The organism is Paenibacillus sp. RC21 (genome assembly GCF_044907935.1).
GTDB classification, from domain to species: domain Bacteria; phylum Bacillota; class Bacilli; order Paenibacillales; family Paenibacillaceae; genus Paenibacillus; species Paenibacillus terrae_A.
Genome location: NZ_JBIYCS010000006.1, coordinates 101,372 through 120,899, shown reverse-complemented (window position 1 = coordinate 120,899; position 19,528 = coordinate 101,372). Strand labels below are relative to the sequence as shown.

The window sequence follows — 19,528 nt, the reverse complement described above, 5'->3', positions numbered from 1 at the left end:
CCCTTTGCCCCATGCGTTCATGGCAAGCAAAGCGCCGTGTTTTTATTTTTTTATCTTCTTCTAACGTGCCTTTTTGCCATACGCTATGACTGCCGCACAGGCTCAATACACACGGGTGAAGGAACTTCCAGCACATATCCTGTTCGAGTCAATCGTCCGTCTTCGCTATGAATAGCAAAGGATACGATGTTATTTCCGTCCTGATTCGCGACAACCAGATACCCGGACAGGATGTTGAAGTTACGCGGCGTGCTGCCAAAAGTCTCCACCCATTCAACCGTCTCCAGCTTGCCGCTGTCCAGATCGACATGGTACAGCACGATGCTGTTATGCCCTCGGTTTGACACATACAGATAGCGTCCACAAGGCGTAATCCGAATGTCTGCGGCTGTATTTTCCACATCTATGATGCCTTCCGGCAGCGTGGACAAGCTTTGCAGCAATTGAAGCTCCCCGTTGCGTTCGTTGTAGCTAAATACAGCGGCAGTATTATTCAGCTCGTTAGCCACAAAGGCATAGGGACGCGAAGGATGAAAAACCAGATGACGCGGACCGGAACCGGGCGGCAACTCTGCCTCACGATGGGTCACCAGCTTCCCGTCTTCCGTCAAACGGTATACCACAATCTGATCCAGCCCCAAATCACATACCATTGCGTACTGCCCTGAAGGATCAGGAATAATCGAATGCGGATGTGCCGCATCCTGACGGTCCTGGCGAATACCTGAGCCGGTATGCTGGACCTGCCCCGACATTTCCGCCAACCCGCCAGCTTCCGTCACCGGGAATACCACGGCATTGCCGCCTGAATAATTGGAAGCCAGCACATACCGTCCATCCGCTGTCACTGAGACATAGCAAGTGTGCGCCCCTCCGCTCCCTTTTCGATCCAATGGGTGCAACTCTCCCGTCTGCGCATGTACCTGATATGCATACAGCTCGCCTTCCTCTGTCTCGCTGGCGGCATACAGCTTGGTCCCATCCGGGTGCAACGCCAGAAATGAAGGCCGCTCGATTCCTTCCACGCCTCCAATGATACGCAAATCACCGTTTTCAACATGTAAAGCGCATACATAAATTCCTCTCTCATGGCGAGGCGCATAAGTTCCTGTATAAAATAGCTGTTCATTCCACTCTTTCATCGGCTCTCGTCTCCTTTGGGCTGTTGCCCAGATTTTTTCGAGCTATATCTCATTTCTGTGTCTTCCTTGTAAACTTACCATGCATTATTACCCACGAAGCAGTCGTTTCATTAACCATTTCTCTATGTATACCAAAAATAGTCTCCTTCGGCGCGACCCGTGGTTCACAAGAACGTCACAGATCGCACCAAAAGAGACTATGTTTACAGGAAAAATAACATTAAACCGCTGTCGTTTGTGTACCTTTGCTGTTCCATTTTACAGCCAGTCCCAAACTAAGGATGAGAATAACCGCCCCGAAAATGTACGGCAGATTGATATGCACCTCAAACAACGTACCCGCCAGCGCAGGTCCCAAAATGTTACCGATACTCATATAGGCATTATTCATCCCGGCTGCAACTCCCTGTTCATCCCCGGCCATTTTGGATAAAGCCGTATTAATGGCTGGTCGCAGCAGCGACGTTGCAGTAAAGAAGATGAGCGATACCCCGAGTACATAATAAAAGTTGCCAGAGAGCAGCATAAGCACAAGAGAAATCGCGGAAAACAGAAAAGAGCCGATAATAACACCTTTTTCGCCAAAACGATTCAACAACGGACTGATCACAACCGCCTGAATTATCGTTCCGACCAGTGCCCCTACCGTAATAATGATAGCAATATCGCGCTCATTGTAATGAAACTTGCCTGTCACGAAGAAAGGAAACATCGTTTCAAAATGCGTCAGCCCAAAGGTTAGGGTGAAAATCATAATCAACAGCATGAAGTACGGCTTGCGAAAAGAAAGTGCAAACTGCTTAATGACATTGTCGCGTTTGACTTTGGCATTCCGGAATTTCAACTGTTTCTCCATCGACAAGGTTTCGGGCAGCAAAATCAACGAAACCAGGGCAGCTACACCCGATACTCCAGCCGAAACGTACAAAGGCGTGCGTATCGAAATATCTGCCAGCAAGCCGCCCACACCAGGACCGATAACAAACCCGAGAGACATGGCCGCGCCCAACAAACCCATTCCCCGACCGCGATTGTGTACCGTCGTAATGTCGGCAATATAAGCCATCATCGGAGGAATCATAAAGGCAGCCCCTGCGCCTCCGAGCAAACGGGATATATACAGCATCGTCAACGAATGCCCTATGGCAAATAATACTGAAGAAATCGTCATGATCACCAAACCGATAATGATCATTTTTTTGCGTCCATATTTATCGGACCATTCACCAGCCAACGGTGAAAACAGAAACTGGGTCAAGCCGAATACGGCAACCAGGTAGCCTCCCGTTTCACCAGTGCCTCCGAGGGAACCCATGAATTTGGGGAGGATCGGAATGATGAGGCCAATTCCCAGCATGGCAATAAACATATTAATCATTAAAATGACCAACGGCCCCATTTTCAATTGTGATTCTGACATGTTGCGTGTTGTCCTCCTAAGGTTATTTATTTCGCATACGAAAATCTTATTTTGCAACTATTAGTTCAAAACTCTTCACTATATTAATAGACCCACGAGCAAATAACAATCATAAATCACACTTAAATATTATCAATAATCTGAAATAGTCTTAGCAGCTTGCATTTGGCATCGTGGAGCAGGTAGATAACTCTTCTGCAAATATTATATACAAACATGCGTTCTATTTTCAATACACAAAAAAAGGAACTACCAGCATAATGCTGGAAGAACCCTAATTTTAAATTTAATGCAAAGGCGCTTAATCCCAATCTGCTATATGCAATTCGTAAAAGTTACCTATCGTGCCATTCCGTCCATTAAGTTTTCCATGTACATTTTTTAGTTCAGCTTACATATTTGTCTATGACTACAGGCATTCCATTCTTCTTACTTCCACTTGGCATTTCAATTCACACACTCACATAGAGTGCGACAAACAGACCCACCACAGCAGGCAGATATACAGGTAGGGATTTCAATCCACGCACTCATATAGAGTGCGACGTCTGGATCGGTCGCCCATAGACCGACTTCGCGATTTCAATCCACGCACTCATATAGAGTGCGACCTACGCCACCAATTGGGACAGTTACCGCCTCTTTAGTAATTTCAATCCACGCACTCATATAGAGTGCGACCTTTGTTGTGTTCATTGGCTCCCTCTCTGCTCCGTTAATTTCAATCCACGCACTCATATAGAGTGCGACACTGTTTTGGGGGTTGTATCTCAACTGCCTGAAACATTTCAATCCACGCACTCATATAGAGTGCGACTAAAGCGAAGCAAAATTATGAGGAGAATCCAAGTATTTCAATCCACGCACTCATATAGAGTGCGACTTCCATTGCCTGAATAATTTCCGTGTGATAACATAAATTTCAATCCACGCACTCATATAGAGTGCGACTCAGATCAGATGGGAAGAGTTAACACAGTTTGAGATTTCAATCCACGCACTCATATAGAGTGCGACTTATTCAGATCTACCGTCATAGCAAAAGCCGATCCAATTTCAATCCACGCACTCATATAGAGTGCGACTTCGGTTTGCTCGTCTTGGCTGGCGTTGCCTGCGTAATTTCAATCCACGCACTCATATAGAGTGCGACGTTCCTGGCATGTACGCATAGCCCCATAGGGGATAAATTTCAATCCACGCACTCATATAGAGTGCGACTCAATGTAAGTACCCTGGAGTTGCTGGGCTTTTATAAATTTCAATCCACGCACTCATATAGAGTGCGACCATATGCCGAATGCAAACGGCTGGTTAAGCCGTGATATTTCAATCCACGCACTCATATAGAGTGCGACCCAAATGATTTTCACGGGTAAAGTAACGCAAATTGGTATTTCAATCCACGCACTCATATAGAGTGCGACGATGGCCACTCCACACGTGCTTTGTCCTTCTTTTTGATTTCAATCCACGCACTCATATAGAGTGCGACAGCGAAAATGCAGTAATTCATACCTTAATGATATAAATTCCATACATTTTAGCAAAAAACGATGCCAAAAAGGCTTGAATCAACCATTGACTTCTACTGAAGAAAACTAATTTAATGTTTTTCGACAAATTTCGAGGTGCGAAGGATCCGGGGTTTTTATGTGAGCTTCACATTCGCACCTCATCAAAAGAGCAGTATACTCATTTTATTTTCCCTTATACATATACCATAAATGAGCATGATAACCAATAATAAGGTGCAGATCCGGTGAATATTTGAGCAAAAAGACAAAACTTCAATCTCATCTGCTTGGACCAACGTATAGGTCACCTTCTTGTAGCTAAAGTCTAAGTTGTACGAGTATGGATAGCTCTCTTGAGGTTCACCCATTCCTTATTGAGGATCTTCGAATAGCTCCTGCATCATCTTTTCCTTGTTGTTCAGAAATTGTTTCATGATGATGAAATGATCGGTTTCCTCCAGCGTCCGGGTGTCTATTCCTTCATGTGTCAGGTGGTACAGGACGGAGTCGGGATAGGCCATCAAAATCGGGGAATGCGTAGAAATGATGAACTGCGAGCCCTGCTGTACCAGCTCGTGGATACGTGCAAGCATGGCCATCTGGCGCAGGGGCGATAACGCAGCCTCTGGCTCATCCAGAATATACAGCCCCTGACCTCCAAACCGATGCAAAAATGCGGCAAAAAAAGACTCGCCATGCGACTGCTCATGCAACGATTTTCCTCCATAGGAGTCTCGGATGGGCCGGCCCCCTCCTTCCCGATCCAGCTCGTCGATATGAGTCGCCAGATTGTAGTAGCTTTCTGCACGGAAAAAGAAACCGTCCCGCGGCTTGCGGGCCCCTCTCACCAGCCGGACATACTCATGCAGCGAGGAATGCGTGGCCTGTGTAGAGAAATTAAAATTTTTGGTGCCGCCCTCCGGATTGAATCCCCACGCGACCGCTATCGCTTCCATAAGCGTTGATTTACCCACACCGTTTTCTCCAACAATATAGGTAACAGACGGGTGAAATTTCAGCTCATTCCATTGATGCATGGCTTTTAAGTTAAATGGATACCGGCTTTCGTCAGCATCCTGCGGCCACATCAGCTCCAATCGACGTACAAAAAGATCACGATCCCACATACTCATTTCCGTTCAGCTCCATTACCAAGTAAATGACTAGGTTTTCCATCATTATATTGGAATTATTTACGGCAATCAATCCAAAATCCAGCTTTCGTAACCCTTCTGTTGTTATTCAAGCGTTTAATACAGGTATAATATATAGTAGCCTGTTCATGGGCATGATATCTCCGTGTATCATTCAGAATCTATTTCATTATTTTTCAGGCAGGTGAATCTATGAATTCAAATCACAAACCGATCCAATCCTTTAAAATCGTACAGTTCATGATGACCATCTACAGGCAGCGGCTGACACGTATTTTGCTTCCGCTGGCTGTATTGGCTTTTATTATATGGGAGGCCGGACGTGAGCTGAAAAGCTTCAATCTGGCACGTATGCTTCATGAGCTGCGGCGAATGGATGCTACCTTTCTCATCGAAATCGGCTTGTTCTCACTGATAGCCGTGGCCGCCATGAGCGCATACGATTACGTGATCAGGCATCATTTCAAGCTACAGGTCAAGCCCGCAGCGACATTCCGGTACGCCTGGATTTCGAACACCTTCAATAACGTCTTTGGCTTCGCTGGCTTTACAGGAGCGGGATTGCGCACGGTGCTGTACAAAAAAAGCGGCGTGCCGCTGGGAATCATCACCTCTGCGGTGGTGTTCCTTTCGCCTGTAGTCATTACCGGGCTTTCTTTGCTGGCCTGGGGCGGGATTGCCCATCTATATCCGGTACAGCCCGTGCTGGATGCTCATCCGTGGCTTCATTGGGCGTTATGGGGAATGGCGCTGTACCTGCCACTGTTCCTGATTATGCAGCGATCCAAACGGTACGCCACATGGTTCAACAAGGGAGCAGGCCAGCTTTCCTGGTTCACCATCTCCGCCTCCATCGGCGCTTCGCTGCTGGAATGGCTGCTGGCTGGCCTTACCTTTGCATGGATCGGCTCGCACTTGTTGCATGAGCTGCCGATGAATGCCGTGTTCGGCATTTATGTAATTGCCGCGATTGCCGGGCTGATCAGTCTCGCGCCGGGAGGAGTCGGTGCCTTCGATATTATTGCCCTGCTCGGGCTGCAAATGGCAGGCGCCAACTCGGATCGAGCATTGGCTGTGCTACTGGCCTTTCGCGTCTTTTATTACATCATTCCGTGGTTGATCGGCCTCGTGCTGGCTGCGCTGGAAATGATTCCGCGCAGCGAACGCCTGAGTCAACTGGCAGAGACAAGTTGGGAAACCTCTCTCAACGCTTGGCAAAAGGTATGGGGCTGGCCTGGTCAATTCCGCTTTCTGGCCGACCTGGGGGTATGGGCACTTGGCAAGCTGGTACTCATCTCCGGTGTAGTGCTCCTTCTGTCGGCGGCTACGCCTGGTCTGCTATATCGGCTGCGTTTTGCCGAGCATTTGCTCAGTCTGCCCGTCATGCGCCTGTCGCATGAAATCTCCGTCATCATCGGAATTATGCTCATGGTGCTGTCTCACGGAATATCCCTGCGCATTCGCAGAGCCCTGCGGCTGACGCTGGTACTGCTGCTTGCAGGGGCCATTTTCACCTTCATTAAAGGTCTGGATTTCGAGGAAGCTCTATTCCTGTTGTTCGTAGCGCTGATGCTGTGGATCTCGCGCTCTCGGTTTTATCGGGTTAGTGCGCCGCTGAATCGGCACAATATTTTAATCTGGGGCGGATTGTCTCTGCTCGTGACCGGTGCTTACTTTATGATTGGGGCAGGCTCCAATACTGCGTTTATGCGCAATCTGCACGCCAAGGTCCATCTGGACTTTTTTATGAATCGCAGCGATTACGGGGTTACAGCGGTGTTCAGTCTGATTTTGGCGTGGGTGTTCCTGACGGTGTATTTCTTCCTCCGTCCCCAGCGTGGAATCGGCAATCTACCTGACTCGCAAGAGCTGGATAAGCTAAAAGAATTTCTGGCAAAGCAGGGCGGCAATTTGGTTTCTCATATGCTCTTTCTCGGCGATAAATATCTGTATTGGACCAAGAACGAACAAGTGGTTATTCCCTATGCCCGCAGCCGGGACAAACTGATTGTGTTAGGTGACCCCCTCGGTCCGAAGGAACGTGTGAGCGAAGCGATTCAGGAATTTCAGCGCTTCGCAGACCGATATGCGTTAACGGCTGTATTTTATCAGGCATCACCAGAGTATTTGTCCATCTACCATGAGAACGGCTATCGGTTTTTCAAGCTGGGCGAGGAAGCGCTGGTGTCGCTGGTGTCCTTTACACTGACAGGTAAAAGCAATCAGGTGCTGCGCAGCGCCAAAAACCGCTTTGACCGCGAGGGGTACACGTTCGAGATGATCCAACCGCCTTTGGATGGAGCATTAATTGAGGAGCTTCGTCACATTTCGAATATCTGGCTGGATGGACGGAAGGAGAAGGGCTATTCGCTTGGCTGGTTCAAGGAGCCTTATCTTCAGTTAGCCCCGATTGCGCTATTAAAGGACACTGAAGGAAAGATCATCGCCTTCGCGACGATGGCCCCTGCCTATGACCGTGGACAGACGGTCTCCATAGACCTGATGCGTCATCTGCCCGATACACCGAATGGCACGATGGACTACTTGTTCACACGAGTGATCGAGTGGGCCAAAGACAGCGGGTATACAACATTCAATCTGGGCATGGCTCCGCTGTCCCAAGTAGGACAAAGCGAAAAAGCGTTGCGCGAGGAAAAACTGGCCCGGCTCGTTTTTCAATACGGAGGACATTTTTACGGCTTTCAAGGGCTTCGCCGCTTCAAGGATAAGTTCAAGCCGCAATGGGAGCCACGCTATCTGGCCTATCCAGCTTCTGTCTTTTTGCCTATTCTGACGCTGGAGCTGGTATATATGGTCTCCAAACGCTCGGATTAGGTAGAAGCATTTCTTGCAACGAAAGCATAACAAAAGGGTGTTCCCCCAACCACGACGGTTGCAGGAACACCCTTTTTATGTTAAAAATTCTTCTTAGAAGCTCCCTTTTACAACAACTTCAGATAATGGGAAGCGTCCTGATGGACGTGCTGGTACTTGTGCTTTACCTACAGAAATAAGTATGGTTGGCAGGTAACGTGCAGGAATGTTGAATTGCTCGATCAATTGCGCAGGAATGAAACCACCCATAGCGCAAGTGTCATAACCAAGCGATCTAGCAGCCAGCATAATGTTTTGTGCCGCAAAAGCAGAGTTCAGGACCGCTGCATCGCGAGCTACTTGTGCGTTTTGGTAAGCACCGTTGATTTGACCTACCAATGCGTCACGGATTTCCGCGGGCATTGTACCAGCGTCTACCGCTTGATCATAAATCACAGCGTTACGGTTCGCTTCCAGATCACCCAAAACGGCAATGGTCACAGAGCTTTCCACTACTTGCCCCTGATTGTAAGCGATAGGCAGCAACTTTTGCTTGTCAGCTTCGGTTTCAATCACGAGGAATTTCCAGTGTTGAAGATTCCAGGCAGAAGGAGCTTCTATCGCAGCTGTCAAAATAGCTTCCAGGTCTTCCTCTGGCAATTTAAAATCCTTAACATAACTTTTTACCGCATGTCTTTCACTAATGACAGACAGAGTTTCGTTTTTTTGGATACTCGACATTCTGGACACACTCCCAAGTTTCTCATATTATATATATCTGATCTTGAATCCTTATTAACTTCCCAAACTATTGTAATTATAAAAACGATAGTGAATGATGTCAATATGTTTAAGTATGACCCTGCACTCAAAATACAGTACAATATGGATAAGACATCCATATCAGCAGATGCCTGCTGATCGGACAAGACACGGTGAGTTCATTTTGTTCTTATTTGAATCCAAAAAGGAGCGTTACTATGATTGGATCGTTTAAAAAAACAGATATAGCTTTGTTTGCCGCCTGGGTTGTGGCTTGTGTGGCCACATTAGGCAGTCTGTATCTCAGCGAGATTTTGGGGTACGAGCCTTGCAAGCTGTGCTGGTTTCAACGCATTCTGATGTATCCCCTAATCCTTTTGCTCGGAATCGCTTATTTTCGGGGAGATACGGGAATACGTCGTTATGTCATGCCGCTGGCTATTATTGGAGGCGCCATTTCGGCCTATCACTTTACGATTCAGCGTATCCATGCAGCCGCCAAAGCGGCTACGCAGGCTTCAACCTCCTGTGGCAGAGTATCCTGTGAACAGGATTATCTGAACTGGTTTGATTTTATTACCATTCCTTTTCTCGCACTCATCGCTTTTATCCTTATTATTGCAGCCATGGGGTATATCATGCGTCAGGAGAAAAAATCGGCGCAAGGAGAGGTACAAGCAGAGAATCTTGCATAAGTATGATAGAGGCCCAAGGACGTGGGGTCAGTCACCACAATCGAGCGTATAATCCGCTTGCCGGAGGAAAGACTGTAACTAAATATATCCATTACATATGTGGTATAATGAACAAGATTTGCAGTCTGGCCAATAACGCTTACATTTCTTATAGAGGGGGCCCAGTCCATGATTCATATCAGCACCCCAATTCTGCAATATGGCGCAACCTTCGGCATGATCTTGATCGCTGTTTCGGCTATTTTCATCCGTATGAAGACAGGTCATCGCCCGGTTAATGCCAAAAAGATTATCATCCCTCCGCTCGGTATGAGCACTGGCTTTATGATGTTTATCGTGCCAGAGGTACGAGTTCCCTGGCTTTGGGCAATGGGTGCTTTTCTGGTCGGCTGGTTTATTTTCTCGTATCCGCTGATCCGCAGCACCAAGTTTGAGATGCAAGAAGGACAAGTTTTTGTACAACGCTCACGCACCTTCTTTTTTATCCTGATCAGTCTGCTGATCGTTCGCCTGCTGCTGCATGAGTTTATCCAGCGCTACATTACCATTCCACAGACGGCGGGGCTATTTTTCATCCTCGCCTTCGGGACATTGCTGCACTGGCGACTTCGTATGTATTTTCAATATCGTCAGCTTAATCCGAATGAGGCAGAAGTCCGAATCTGACAAACAGATACTCGCGTGCTGCAAGCATGTTGTTGCATACACCCGAGCATTTTGCAACAATCCCAAGAGCGATTTCAAATCAGCAATGTATAGATCGAAACGGTTTAGTTCGTCTATCTATTGTACTTTCGAGCGTTGGGAATCGAATGTTACAAAATGCTGAACCCAAAAGACACGATCTTCCAACAGGAGTCGTGTCTTTTGGGCTTGTTATAGAGCTGCATCACACCTGCCCGGAAAAAGCTTCCCGATTGCGCCCTTCCGTCTTCGCAGTATACAGCATCCGATCCGCCTGCTCGATCAGCTCTTCGCACTGACTCTGACGCTCGGAGAGTTACATATCAGCATCACTTACTTTGACTAGCACCTTGCCCAAATGATCTCCCTTAAACAAGGCGAGAAAAGGCGAATATACATAACAGCGAGGTGCCTATGCTAAAAGAGACTGCCCTTTGGACAGCCCCTTTTCTGTAATACGCCTACCTGGTTTATTGCTGTGTCAAAATGATCGGGCCGTCCGCTGTAATCGCCAGCGTATGCTCGTATTGCGCCGACAAACCGCCGTCCATTGTACGCGCCGTCCAACCATCCGCATCCACTTTGCTGCGGTAGGTGCCCGTATTCAGCATCGGCTCAATTGTAATGACCATGCCTTCCTTCAAGCGCGGTCCGCGATGCGGTGGTCCATAATGCGGCACCTGCGGTTGTTCATGCATATCTTCTCCGATGCCGTGACCGATGAATTCGCGTACAACCGAGAAGCCTTCCGCTTCCGCATAGGTTTGGATCGCATGGGAAATATCGCCGATCCGGTTACCGATTACAGCCTGCTCAATCCCTCTGTACAGGGATTCCTTGGTAACGTCCAGCAGCTTTTGTGCCTGCTCGGAAACATTACCCACTGCATACGACCAGGCGGAATCCGCCAGCCAGCCGTTCAGGTTTACGACCATGTCAATCGTCACGATGTCCCCGTCCTTCAACGGTGTCTTGTTCGGGAAACCGTGGCAAATGACATCGTTAGGCGATCCACAAGTCGCAAACTGGTAGCCGTTGTAGCCCTTTTGTTCCGGCGTTGCGCCATGCTTTTTCATAAACGATTCTGCAAAGGCGTCAATTTCCAGCGTTGTAATTCCCGGTTTGATCATTTTGGCAATTTCCCGGTGGCAAGCAGCTAAAATTTCGCCAGCTTTCTTCATATTTTCAATTTGTTCTTTGGTTTTAATAATAATCATTAAACGGTCTCCTTCTTTTCCGTGTTCGTTCCACTTTCACTGCTGCTTTTTTCTGCTTCTTTTCTGCCTCTATTGTAACGCTAAAAGCATTGAAATGGAACCGATGTCCATTGACACCGTTTACAAGTATCTTTTACGGGGTATATAATACTTCATAACTTGTATACAAGTATGCCCGAAAGAGGCAACCGAAATTTCCAGATAGGAGTATGCACATGAAATATCCGTCAGTCTGGCTACAGGGTGCATCGCTTGGTGAAAGGATTGCTTGTGAGCTTCGACTTCAGATTATCCGTGGTATGCAGGCACCCGGCACGGTATTATCTGAAAATCAGATTGCTGCCGATTTTGGCACCAGCCGTTCTCCTGTTCGTGAAGCGTTAAAAGTGCTCTCCAGTGAAGGATTGCTTCGCTTGGAACGCATGGGAGCGATTGTCATAGGCATGACGCCCGCTGATATGGAGGAGCTTTTCGATGTGCGAATGCTGATTGAGCATTTTGTTGTACAAAGATTTGTACATAGAGACAATGCAGGGTTGGTGACCGCTTTAAACCGGATGATTGATAAAATGGAAGTCGCTCTCAAGCACAGAGACGTCGTTGAATTTTCTCTTCAGGACTTCAATTTTCATGAGACTCTGGTGCTGGAAGCAGGCCATACTCGTATTCTCCACACCTGGAACGGAATGAGGCAGTTGATCCTGACGGTCATGCTGGCTGCCACAGAACAACGCTTTACGTCCAAGATTGAAGAATCCCAAGTCACGATTCACAAACATCGTACCTTTGCAAACGCTTTAAACCAAGGGAGCGCTCAGGAGCTGTCCGAATTTATCGAGGATCATTACCGGGACACCCGCAACGCGGTAAACGACAGCGTTCTGTCCCCTTACCGCAAGAGTCTGTCCTAATCTGCAAAAGGTATAAAAAGAGCCGCTGCACCACGCTTTATGTGTTCTAAGCTGGCGCAGTTCCTTTTAGACTAAAGTTGTCGACAAGTATACATGTACTACACATTAACGCATAAGGAGGCACTACTTCATGAACACCCTATTCGGCTTGAGCCATAACGCTTCACTACTTACGTGGGCGCTAATTACCATCATTCTTTTGATTTTGCTGATTGCCAAGTTTAAATGGAATCCCTTTGTTTCACTACTGCTTTCCTCCGTATTTCTCGGGCTGGTTAACGGGATGCCGGGACATGAAGTTACTGCCTCCATCACCAAGGGCCTTGGCAGCACGCTTGGGTCCATCGCCATCGTCATCGGGCTGGGCACCATGCTCGGTAAAATGATGGCTGAATCCGGCGGTGCCGAGCGTATTGCCACCACACTTATGGACAGGTTTGGTGAAAAACGCGTCCATTGGGCGATGATGATTGTAGGCTTTATCGTGGGTATTCCGGTATTTTTCGAAGTTGGTATTATTTTATTAATTCCGATTCTGTTCACAGTCGCCCGTAAAATGAATATGTCACTGCTGAAAATCGGTATTCCCATGCTGGCGGGGCTATCGACGGTACATGGACTTTTGCCGCCCCATCCGGCTCCGATGATCGCGATTGAAGCCTTTAACGCCAATATCGGACGCACGATAGGGTATGCGCTCATCGTCGGTATTCCTTCCGCTATTATTGCAGGTCCGGTCTTCGGTGCCTGGATTGGCAAAAAAATTATGGTCAGACCCTCCGAGAAGCTGGACGAGCAGTTCACCAATACAACAGGACGGCCGCTGCCACCTTTTGGGATCACATTGTTTACGATTTTGCTGCCTGTTATCCTGATGCTCAGCGGATCGGTCGCTGAAATTGTGGACCCGTCCAATATGCATCCACTTACGGTATTTTTCAAATTCATCGGTGATGAGGTTATGGCGTTACTGATTGCGGCTGTATTTTCGTTTTTCTCACTTGGTTACGCACGCGGTTTGAAGAAAGAGGATTTATCCCGTTTTACCAGTGAATGTCTGGCCCCCACAGCCTCTATTATTTTAATCATCGGCAGTGGGGGCGCGTTTAAAACCGTATTGATCGACAGCGGCGTAGGTCAGGCCATTGCAGCGGTGGCTACGGGGGCGCATATGAATGTAATCGTGTTTGCTTTTCTGGTCGCTGCGCTCATTCGTGTAGCCACCGGGTCCGCTACGGTCGCGATGACGACAGGCTCCGGTATTGTCGCACCTGTGCTGGCACTTACACCCGGCGTGAATGTCGAGCTGGTTGTCCTTGCTACAGGGGCGGGATCGCTGATCCTTTCGCATGTGAATGACGCCGGTTTTTGGATGATCAAAGAATTTTTCAACATGACGGTTCCCCAGACTCTCAAATCATGGACCGCTATGGAAACCATCCTCTCCCTAGTCGCCTTCGGTTTGATTATGCTGCTGAGTGTGTTAATTTAACGATAATGAGCTAATAACGGTAAGTGAAGGGGAGATTGAATATGGCAGAAACCCGATATATGATCGGCGTCGATATCGGTACGACCAGTACGAAAGCAGTGCTTTTCGAAGAAAACGGCAACATTGCTGCTCAGCATCATGTGGGCTATCCGCTCCATACACCTGAGCCGGATGCGGCCGAACAGGACCCGGAGGATATTTTCAAAGCCGTCGTGACAACGGTGCAGGAGGTCATGAAACAAAGCGGAGTAGCAGCCGAGCATGTGCTGTTTGTCTCCTTCAGTTCGGCCATGCACAGCGTTCTGGCGGTGGATAAGAACGGCAAGCCGCTGACCGCCTCCATCACGTGGGCAGATAACCGCAGCGCCAAGTGGGCTGAAGCGCTCAAGCATGAATACAACGGACATGACATTTACTTGCGCACCGGGACCCCCGTTCATCCCATGTCGCCGCTGACGAAGCTGATGTGGATTACACGGGATTTGCCGGATATTGCTGCACAAACGTACAAATATATTTCTATCAAGGAATACGTATTTGTCCGATTGTTCCAGCAATATGTCGTGGATCATTCGATTGCATCCGCTACCGGCCTCATGAATTTGGAGCAACTGGATTGGGACGAGGAAGCACTGCGTATTGCCGGTGTGACGAAGGAACAGTTGTCTGAGCTGGTTCCCACGACTCATGTCCTGAAGGGACTGGATGCGACCTATGCGCATGACATGGGCTTGCTGGAGACGACTCCTTTTGTCATCGGAGCCAGTGACGGTGTCTTGTCCAACCTTGGTGTGAATGCCATCAAACCGGGGGTTGTCGCTGTCACGATCGGTACCAGCGGAGCCATCCGTACCGTGGTCGATAAGCCGTTGACCGATGACAAGGGACGTTTTTTCTGCTACGCATTGACCGAAAAGCTGTGGGTGATCGGCGGCCCGGTGAACAATGGCGGCATTGTGTTCCGCTGGATTCGCGATGAATTTGCAGCCTCCGAGGTGGAAACCGCCAAACGACTGGGGCTTGATCCGTACCATGTGCTGACCCAAATTGCGGAACAGGTACGCCCCGGCTCGGACGGCCTGCTCTTTCTCCCGTATCTGTCCGGTGAACGTGCGCCCCTGTGGGACCCGAATGCCCGCGGCTCCTTCTTCGGCTTGTCCCTGCGTCACAAAAAAGAGCATATGATCCGCGCCGCTCTGGAGGGTGTGCTGTTCAACCTGTACACGGTTATGCTGGCCATGGAAGAGGTCATCGACAGACCTTCGGTCATTCACGCCACTGGCGGATTCGCACGCTCGGAGCTGTGGCGACAGCTCATGGCGGATATTTTCGATCAGGAGGTCATTATCCCGGAAAGTCTGGAAAGCTCCTGCCTTGGCGCAGCTATTTTGGGCTTGTACGCACTGGGACGGATTGATTCGCTGGACGCTGTATCCGGTATGATCGGCACCACTCACCAGCATAAGCCCGTGGCAGAGCATGTGGATATTTACCGTGATTTACTGCCGATCTATATCCGTATTTCGCGTAAATTTGAAGATGAGTTCAAGGATATTGCCGAGTTTCAGGCCAAATCCTTAAAACCTTTAAAATAGTGGAACCCGTCCCAACACCGCTGCGTATTACCGTTTCATAAGAACCTGTCTATGTCAGAAAACGATCTAAAAATCAGTTGGACAGGATAAGAAGGAGGATTAGACGATGCTCAAAAAATTACTGCACCGCCTGCTACATTCCACCTCTCATTCTCATAAGCGGAAATACAGCAGCTCGGACCGTTATTACGAACGTAAACGCCGCTCTTCATCCGATTTAGGATACAAGAACAGCCATAACGGGCACCAATATTATAAGGACAAACGCCGTCATTACTCCAGTTCGTAAGTAAAGAGCTGCGACGAATGAAACCAGGCATAGGAAGGAAGCCAGTGGCTCCTTCAAACCTTATAAAGCGAAGACCCTTCTCATCAAGGGCCTTCGCTTTATTGTTGTGCGCCCGGCGTTATGCAGGGCAACATCTGTGCATTTTACAAGAAATCGTCTATTAACAAAATTACAGAAACAGAGTTTTGGATATGATTACCAGCAAAATAAACAGAACCAGAATCGCTCCTACAGAGGTCCAGGCTCCGCCGTACCCCATACCGCCCATCCCACACATATGACTCATTTACAACACTCCTTTCGCTCATTTACAGGATCATTGTATGTAGATACGGTCAGATGCGTAAGGGGGGCATTACCCCATTTTTACGGCGAATGCCCGTTATTTTTATGGATGATCTTTATGGACTAGCCTTCCTGCTGCACCAACGCCTTCTCCAGCTCCAGCATAAACTGGCGACTATGTTCATACCTTGGGCCAATCTGAAAAAGACGTTCCAGCAGATGGCGTACAGGTGGACTCAGCTTCAATTCTTCCTGCCAGCTTCCCGGCGGTTGATCCGGTTGAGGCTCGTAACTGCTATACAGCATAAAAAGCATCAAATGCCCGACATCGTACAAATCGCTGTAGATGGCGACATCCTGTCGTTCGGGTGCACGCTTTTCCAGCATAGATTGGGTAAATACATCCTCCTGCTGCTCGCCCATCGCCAGTGCAAGGCCAAAGTCGATCAGGTACGGTTTCCCTTCGCGGTGGATCACATTGGGAATGCGGATATCCCGATGGATGTAGCCCTGTTCATGCACATGCAGAACCCGCTCCATTAGCTCCAGGGTGTAGACGATACATTCCTGTTCGGTAAAAGAACGCCCCTGTTCAAATATAAGCTCCTCCAGCGTCATACCGGAGATATATTCCATGACCAAGTACAGTTCATTCCGATGCTCCGCACTTTCGAGCAGCCTCGGGATATAGGGATGTTCCATTTGTCGCATAATGTCGGCCTCACGCTGCAACAGTTGAACACCTTTCGCCCGCTTGCTCGGTCTGGGTAGCTTGACCGCTACCTCCTGCCCATTATGCTTGTCCAGACAGAGGTAGGTCAGACCATAGCTTCCCATACCCAGCAGCGACAGAATATGATAACGTCCACCCAGCAGATCGCCAGGCTGTTTCGGGTAATCTATCCAAGATTCGTAAGCATTCCGTAACCAAGTAAACATTCTAATAACCCTTTCCTATTCATCCTGCGGCATGTTATATATGTGGCTTGCTCTAGTCTTCTTGTATGCGCCAGGTGCCCTAAATCCATTCACTCCGGTCTGTTCCGCTATTATACCATCCACAATAAGACCACCAGAACCGGGAAGGTCTGATGGTCTTATTGTGGATGATCTATGCCTCTCTACGTCTGCGTGGTGCCAAACCGAGCCAGGACAGCAGCGAACCGCGGGACTTACGCTGTCTGCCCTGATAGGTGCGCAAATTGGTAATTAACTGTCGATCCCGTTCCTCTTCCACCCGTTCTTTCATCCAGCGCTTTTGGTCCTCCAACTGATTGGAAAGGTTGATGTTCTTTTCCACCAAACGGCTATGCTCAGTTTCCAGCTCTTCCAAACGACTTCGCATCTCCAGTAGAGCACTCTGCACCATAATCTGCATCTCCGTCAGTGCTTGGGACTCTATAGGCTCCTGCGTTTGTATCTGCACTGGTGTTTGTTCCAGTTCTTCTTTTTCCCTCTCCCTTGTTTGCTCCAGTCTGTGCTCAATCGTTAGCGCCAAGGTATGCATCTGTTGTTCCTGCACGCTCACTTCATCCTCTAATCCTGCCGATTCAAGAGTAGCAGCGGCTTGCGCCTGCATTACAGACTCATCCCTGCCCTCTGCGGCAGCCAATATTTCCTCCCAGGTTGCAGCCAGCGACTCACCATCCGATACGGGTGGCAAGCGGACACCTGCATCCTCGATCTGGAAGGGTGCGGTTACCCTCTCAAGCACCACTTGAACCGCCTGCTCCATCGTCAAATGTTCCTCACGCAACGCCCCTCGCATCAGCTTCAAGCACTCTACATCCTCTGGACTGAACATTCTCGATTGATTGGCGGAACGCGGGAACACATAGCCCTGCTCCTCCAGCGCTGCCGCATATTTACGAAGGGTACTGGCCCCGATTCCCAACTGCTTTGCCGCTTCCGTCGTCGATCTGCTTTCTTCCATTGATCATTACCTCCCCGGATGGTATGGAAAGAAATAAGCTTGTATATGTACAATTCGCGGAATCAAATGGAAACCCTTTGGCAAAAATGTTCTAATATTGCGGACTGCTAGGAACCTTTGTCATAAGCGAACATTTTATAAAAATGCAAGAAGCGACTTCAAATCAACCATATACAGTCGGATAAACCAGCTGAACATAAAATATGACAAAGTACGTGGTACCTCGCCTAGTCCCCATTCAATAGGGCGTCTTTCTAGAACCGTCACATAAATGTCACACTTCACATGATCCTATGGCATAATTCCTATCATCAATGCGTCGCAAAGTACAAACAATGCGGATACCACCTCAAAAGAAGCTACTCACTCCCTGCAATCCACACCTGCAAAAACACTGCGTATTCCACGTATTCTCTATATTTCAGCATATATATGTGCCTCTGGTCATAGTTGTTTTTATATTTTTCGGAATGAAGGCAAAACAATGGATATTTCCAAAAGCCCAGCAATATGTTATGTTATGTAACGTAAAATGGGTTTCAGACATAATTTATAGCACATTAACGTTCGCTGGAACGAGGAGGAAACATAAATGAAGGGGAAGGCAAGGAAAGTAGCTATTGTCGGCGCGGGTATGGTCGGTTCGAGCTGTGCCTACTCAATGGTCAATCAGTCCATTTGTGACGAAATTATGATGATTGACCGCACGTATGACCGGGCTTTGGCCCATGCACTGGATCTGTCCCATTGTATGGATTTTACGTCCACACGTACCAAGGTACATGCAGGAACATATGCAGATTGCACGGATATGGACGTTGTCATTATTACGGCTGGAGCTAACCCCAAACCAGGTCAAGATCGTCTGTCCGTACTGGATGATGCGGTGATCATTACGCGCGAAATTGTAACGGCGATTATGGAGAGCGGCTTTGACGGCATTTTCGTCATTGCCGCTAATCCTGTCGATATTGTGACCTATCTTGTACAAAGCATATCCGGTCTGCCACGCAACAAGGTGATCGGCACGGGCACCTCCATTGACTCGTCCCGGCTTAAAACGCTGCTTTCCGAGGTGTTTTCCATAGATCCGCGCAGCGTACAGGGGTATGCTCTTGGCGAGCACGGCGATTCCCAATTCGTTGCATGGTCACACGTTACCATTGGCGGCAAGCCAATCCTGCACATCCTGCGTCAGCATCAGGAGCGGTTCAGCCACGTCGATCTGGATGACATCGCCCGCAAAACGAAGGATGCAGGCTGGGAGATTTTCACTCGCAAAGGTGCTACTTATTTCGGTATTGCCAATGCGCTGGCGTATATTACCCGGTCCATTTTAAATGATGACGGTAAAATTATAGCGGTTTCTGCCGTATTGGATGGCGAGTACGGGCACACGAATGTCTGCACAGGTGTTCCGGCGATCATCGGCAGCAAAGGAATTCAGGAGGTCATCGAGCTGGAGCTAAGCCCGGAAGAACAAGCCAAGTTCGACGCCTCCTGCCGCTTCATCAGCGATAATATCCGTGCCATGTCGGGCTTAGTATAAAATGTGTCATACGCCGGATTGAGATGTATTATCATATTTTATCAATCCGGCGCGATTTGTACTTCAAAA

At 48.4% G+C, this 19,528-nt stretch carries 16 protein-coding genes and 1 CRISPR repeat array; of the genes, 8 read left to right on the top strand and 8 right to left on the bottom strand.

Annotation, left to right across the window (positions count from 1 at the left end):
• Window positions 1–83: 83 nt before the first annotated feature.
• The 3 genes from ABIA61_RS19510 to ABIA61_RS19500 all read right to left on the bottom strand — a co-directional run bounded on the left by ABIA61_RS19510 (window position 84) and on the right by ABIA61_RS19500 (window position 5,212).
• On the bottom strand, window positions 84–1,142 hold the full coding sequence (locus tag ABIA61_RS19510; protein WP_283654361.1) for a lactonase family protein: 1,059 nt from the start codon (window positions 1,140–1,142) through the stop codon (window positions 84–86).
• Between the two features lie 220 nt (window positions 1,143–1,362).
• Window positions 1,363–2,562: an MFS transporter gene (locus ABIA61_RS19505; RefSeq protein ID WP_283654360.1), complete on the bottom strand. Its 1,200-nt coding sequence runs from the start codon at window positions 2,560–2,562 to the stop codon at window positions 1,363–1,365.
• A 444-nt stretch (window positions 2,563–3,006) separates the two neighbouring features.
• Window positions 3,007–4,058: a CRISPR direct-repeat array (repeat unit 33 nt; unit sequence ATTTCAATCCACGCACTCATATAGAGTGCGACT).
• A gap of 392 nt (window positions 4,059–4,450) precedes the next feature.
• A complete protein-coding gene (locus ABIA61_RS19500) occupies window positions 4,451–5,212 on the bottom strand; it encodes an AAA family ATPase (protein WP_283654359.1) in 762 nt (253 codons plus the stop codon).
• A gap of 213 nt (window positions 5,213–5,425) precedes the next feature.
• On the opposite strand from ABIA61_RS19500, the gene mprF reads away from it, so the two are divergent.
• A complete protein-coding gene (mprF, locus tag ABIA61_RS19495; protein WP_283654358.1) occupies window positions 5,426–8,068 on the top strand; it encodes a bifunctional lysylphosphatidylglycerol flippase/synthetase MprF in 2,643 nt (880 codons plus the stop codon).
• 93 nt (window positions 8,069–8,161) lie between these two features.
• Here the strand turns inward: mprF and ABIA61_RS19490 are convergent, their stop codons facing one another.
• Window positions 8,162–8,788, bottom strand: coding sequence for a nitroreductase family protein (locus ABIA61_RS19490; protein ID WP_283654357.1), 627 nt, complete (start codon window positions 8,786–8,788; stop codon window positions 8,162–8,164).
• 239 nt (window positions 8,789–9,027) lie between these two features.
• Between ABIA61_RS19490 and ABIA61_RS19485 the strand changes: the two genes are divergently transcribed.
• On the top strand, window positions 9,028–9,504 hold the full coding sequence (locus tag ABIA61_RS19485; RefSeq protein ID WP_283654356.1) for a disulfide oxidoreductase: 477 nt from the start codon (window positions 9,028–9,030) through the stop codon (window positions 9,502–9,504).
• 168 nt (window positions 9,505–9,672) lie between these two features.
• A complete protein-coding gene (locus ABIA61_RS19480; RefSeq protein ID WP_283654355.1) occupies window positions 9,673–10,170 on the top strand; it encodes a CcdC family protein in 498 nt (165 codons plus the stop codon).
• Window positions 10,171–10,658: 488 nt separating this feature from the next.
• Here ABIA61_RS19480 and map read toward each other — a convergent pair whose 3' ends face one another.
• Window positions 10,659–11,405, bottom strand: a complete 747-nt coding sequence (gene map / locus ABIA61_RS19475; protein ID WP_137061384.1) for a type I methionyl aminopeptidase — start codon at window positions 11,403–11,405, stop codon at window positions 10,659–10,661.
• A gap of 215 nt (window positions 11,406–11,620) precedes the next feature.
• Here map and ABIA61_RS19470 point away from each other — a divergent pair, with 215 nt between their 5' ends.
• From ABIA61_RS19470 to ABIA61_RS19455, 4 genes are all read left to right on the top strand, one after another.
• Window positions 11,621–12,316 (top strand): GntR family transcriptional regulator, encoded by a 696-nt coding sequence (locus ABIA61_RS19470; protein WP_283654354.1) that lies wholly within the window; start codon window positions 11,621–11,623, stop codon window positions 12,314–12,316.
• Window positions 12,317–12,446: 130 nt separating this feature from the next.
• Complete coding sequence (locus ABIA61_RS19465; protein ID WP_404519819.1) at window positions 12,447–13,808, top strand: GntP family permease; 1,362 nt, start codon at window positions 12,447–12,449, stop codon at window positions 13,806–13,808.
• A 41-nt stretch (window positions 13,809–13,849) separates the two neighbouring features.
• Window positions 13,850–15,403, top strand: coding sequence for a gluconokinase (gene gntK, locus ABIA61_RS19460; protein WP_404519821.1), 1,554 nt, complete (start codon window positions 13,850–13,852; stop codon window positions 15,401–15,403).
• 106 nt (window positions 15,404–15,509) lie between these two features.
• Complete coding sequence (locus ABIA61_RS19455; RefSeq protein ID WP_044646279.1) at window positions 15,510–15,692, top strand: hypothetical protein; 183 nt, start codon at window positions 15,510–15,512, stop codon at window positions 15,690–15,692.
• 169 nt (window positions 15,693–15,861) lie between these two features.
• Here ABIA61_RS19455 and ABIA61_RS19450 read toward each other — a convergent pair whose 3' ends face one another.
• From ABIA61_RS19450 to ABIA61_RS19440, 3 genes are all read right to left on the bottom strand, one after another.
• Window positions 15,862–15,960, bottom strand: coding sequence for a YjcZ family sporulation protein (locus ABIA61_RS19450; protein ID WP_412177974.1), 99 nt, complete (start codon window positions 15,958–15,960; stop codon window positions 15,862–15,864).
• 140 nt (window positions 15,961–16,100) lie between these two features.
• Complete coding sequence (locus ABIA61_RS19445; protein WP_283654351.1) at window positions 16,101–16,916, bottom strand: serine/threonine protein kinase; 816 nt, start codon at window positions 16,914–16,916, stop codon at window positions 16,101–16,103.
• 172 nt (window positions 16,917–17,088) lie between these two features.
• Window positions 17,089–17,910 carry a MerR family transcriptional regulator gene (locus ABIA61_RS19440; protein WP_283654350.1) on the bottom strand — a complete coding sequence of 274 codons (822 nt, stop codon included), beginning with the start codon at window positions 17,908–17,910 and terminating at the stop codon, window positions 17,089–17,091.
• Between the two features lie 592 nt (window positions 17,911–18,502).
• Between ABIA61_RS19440 and ABIA61_RS19435 the strand changes: the two genes are divergently transcribed.
• Entirely contained in the window at window positions 18,503–19,459 is a 957-nt protein-coding gene (locus ABIA61_RS19435; RefSeq protein ID WP_283654349.1) for an L-lactate dehydrogenase, read from the top strand.
• Window positions 19,460–19,528: the final 69 nt, after the last annotated feature.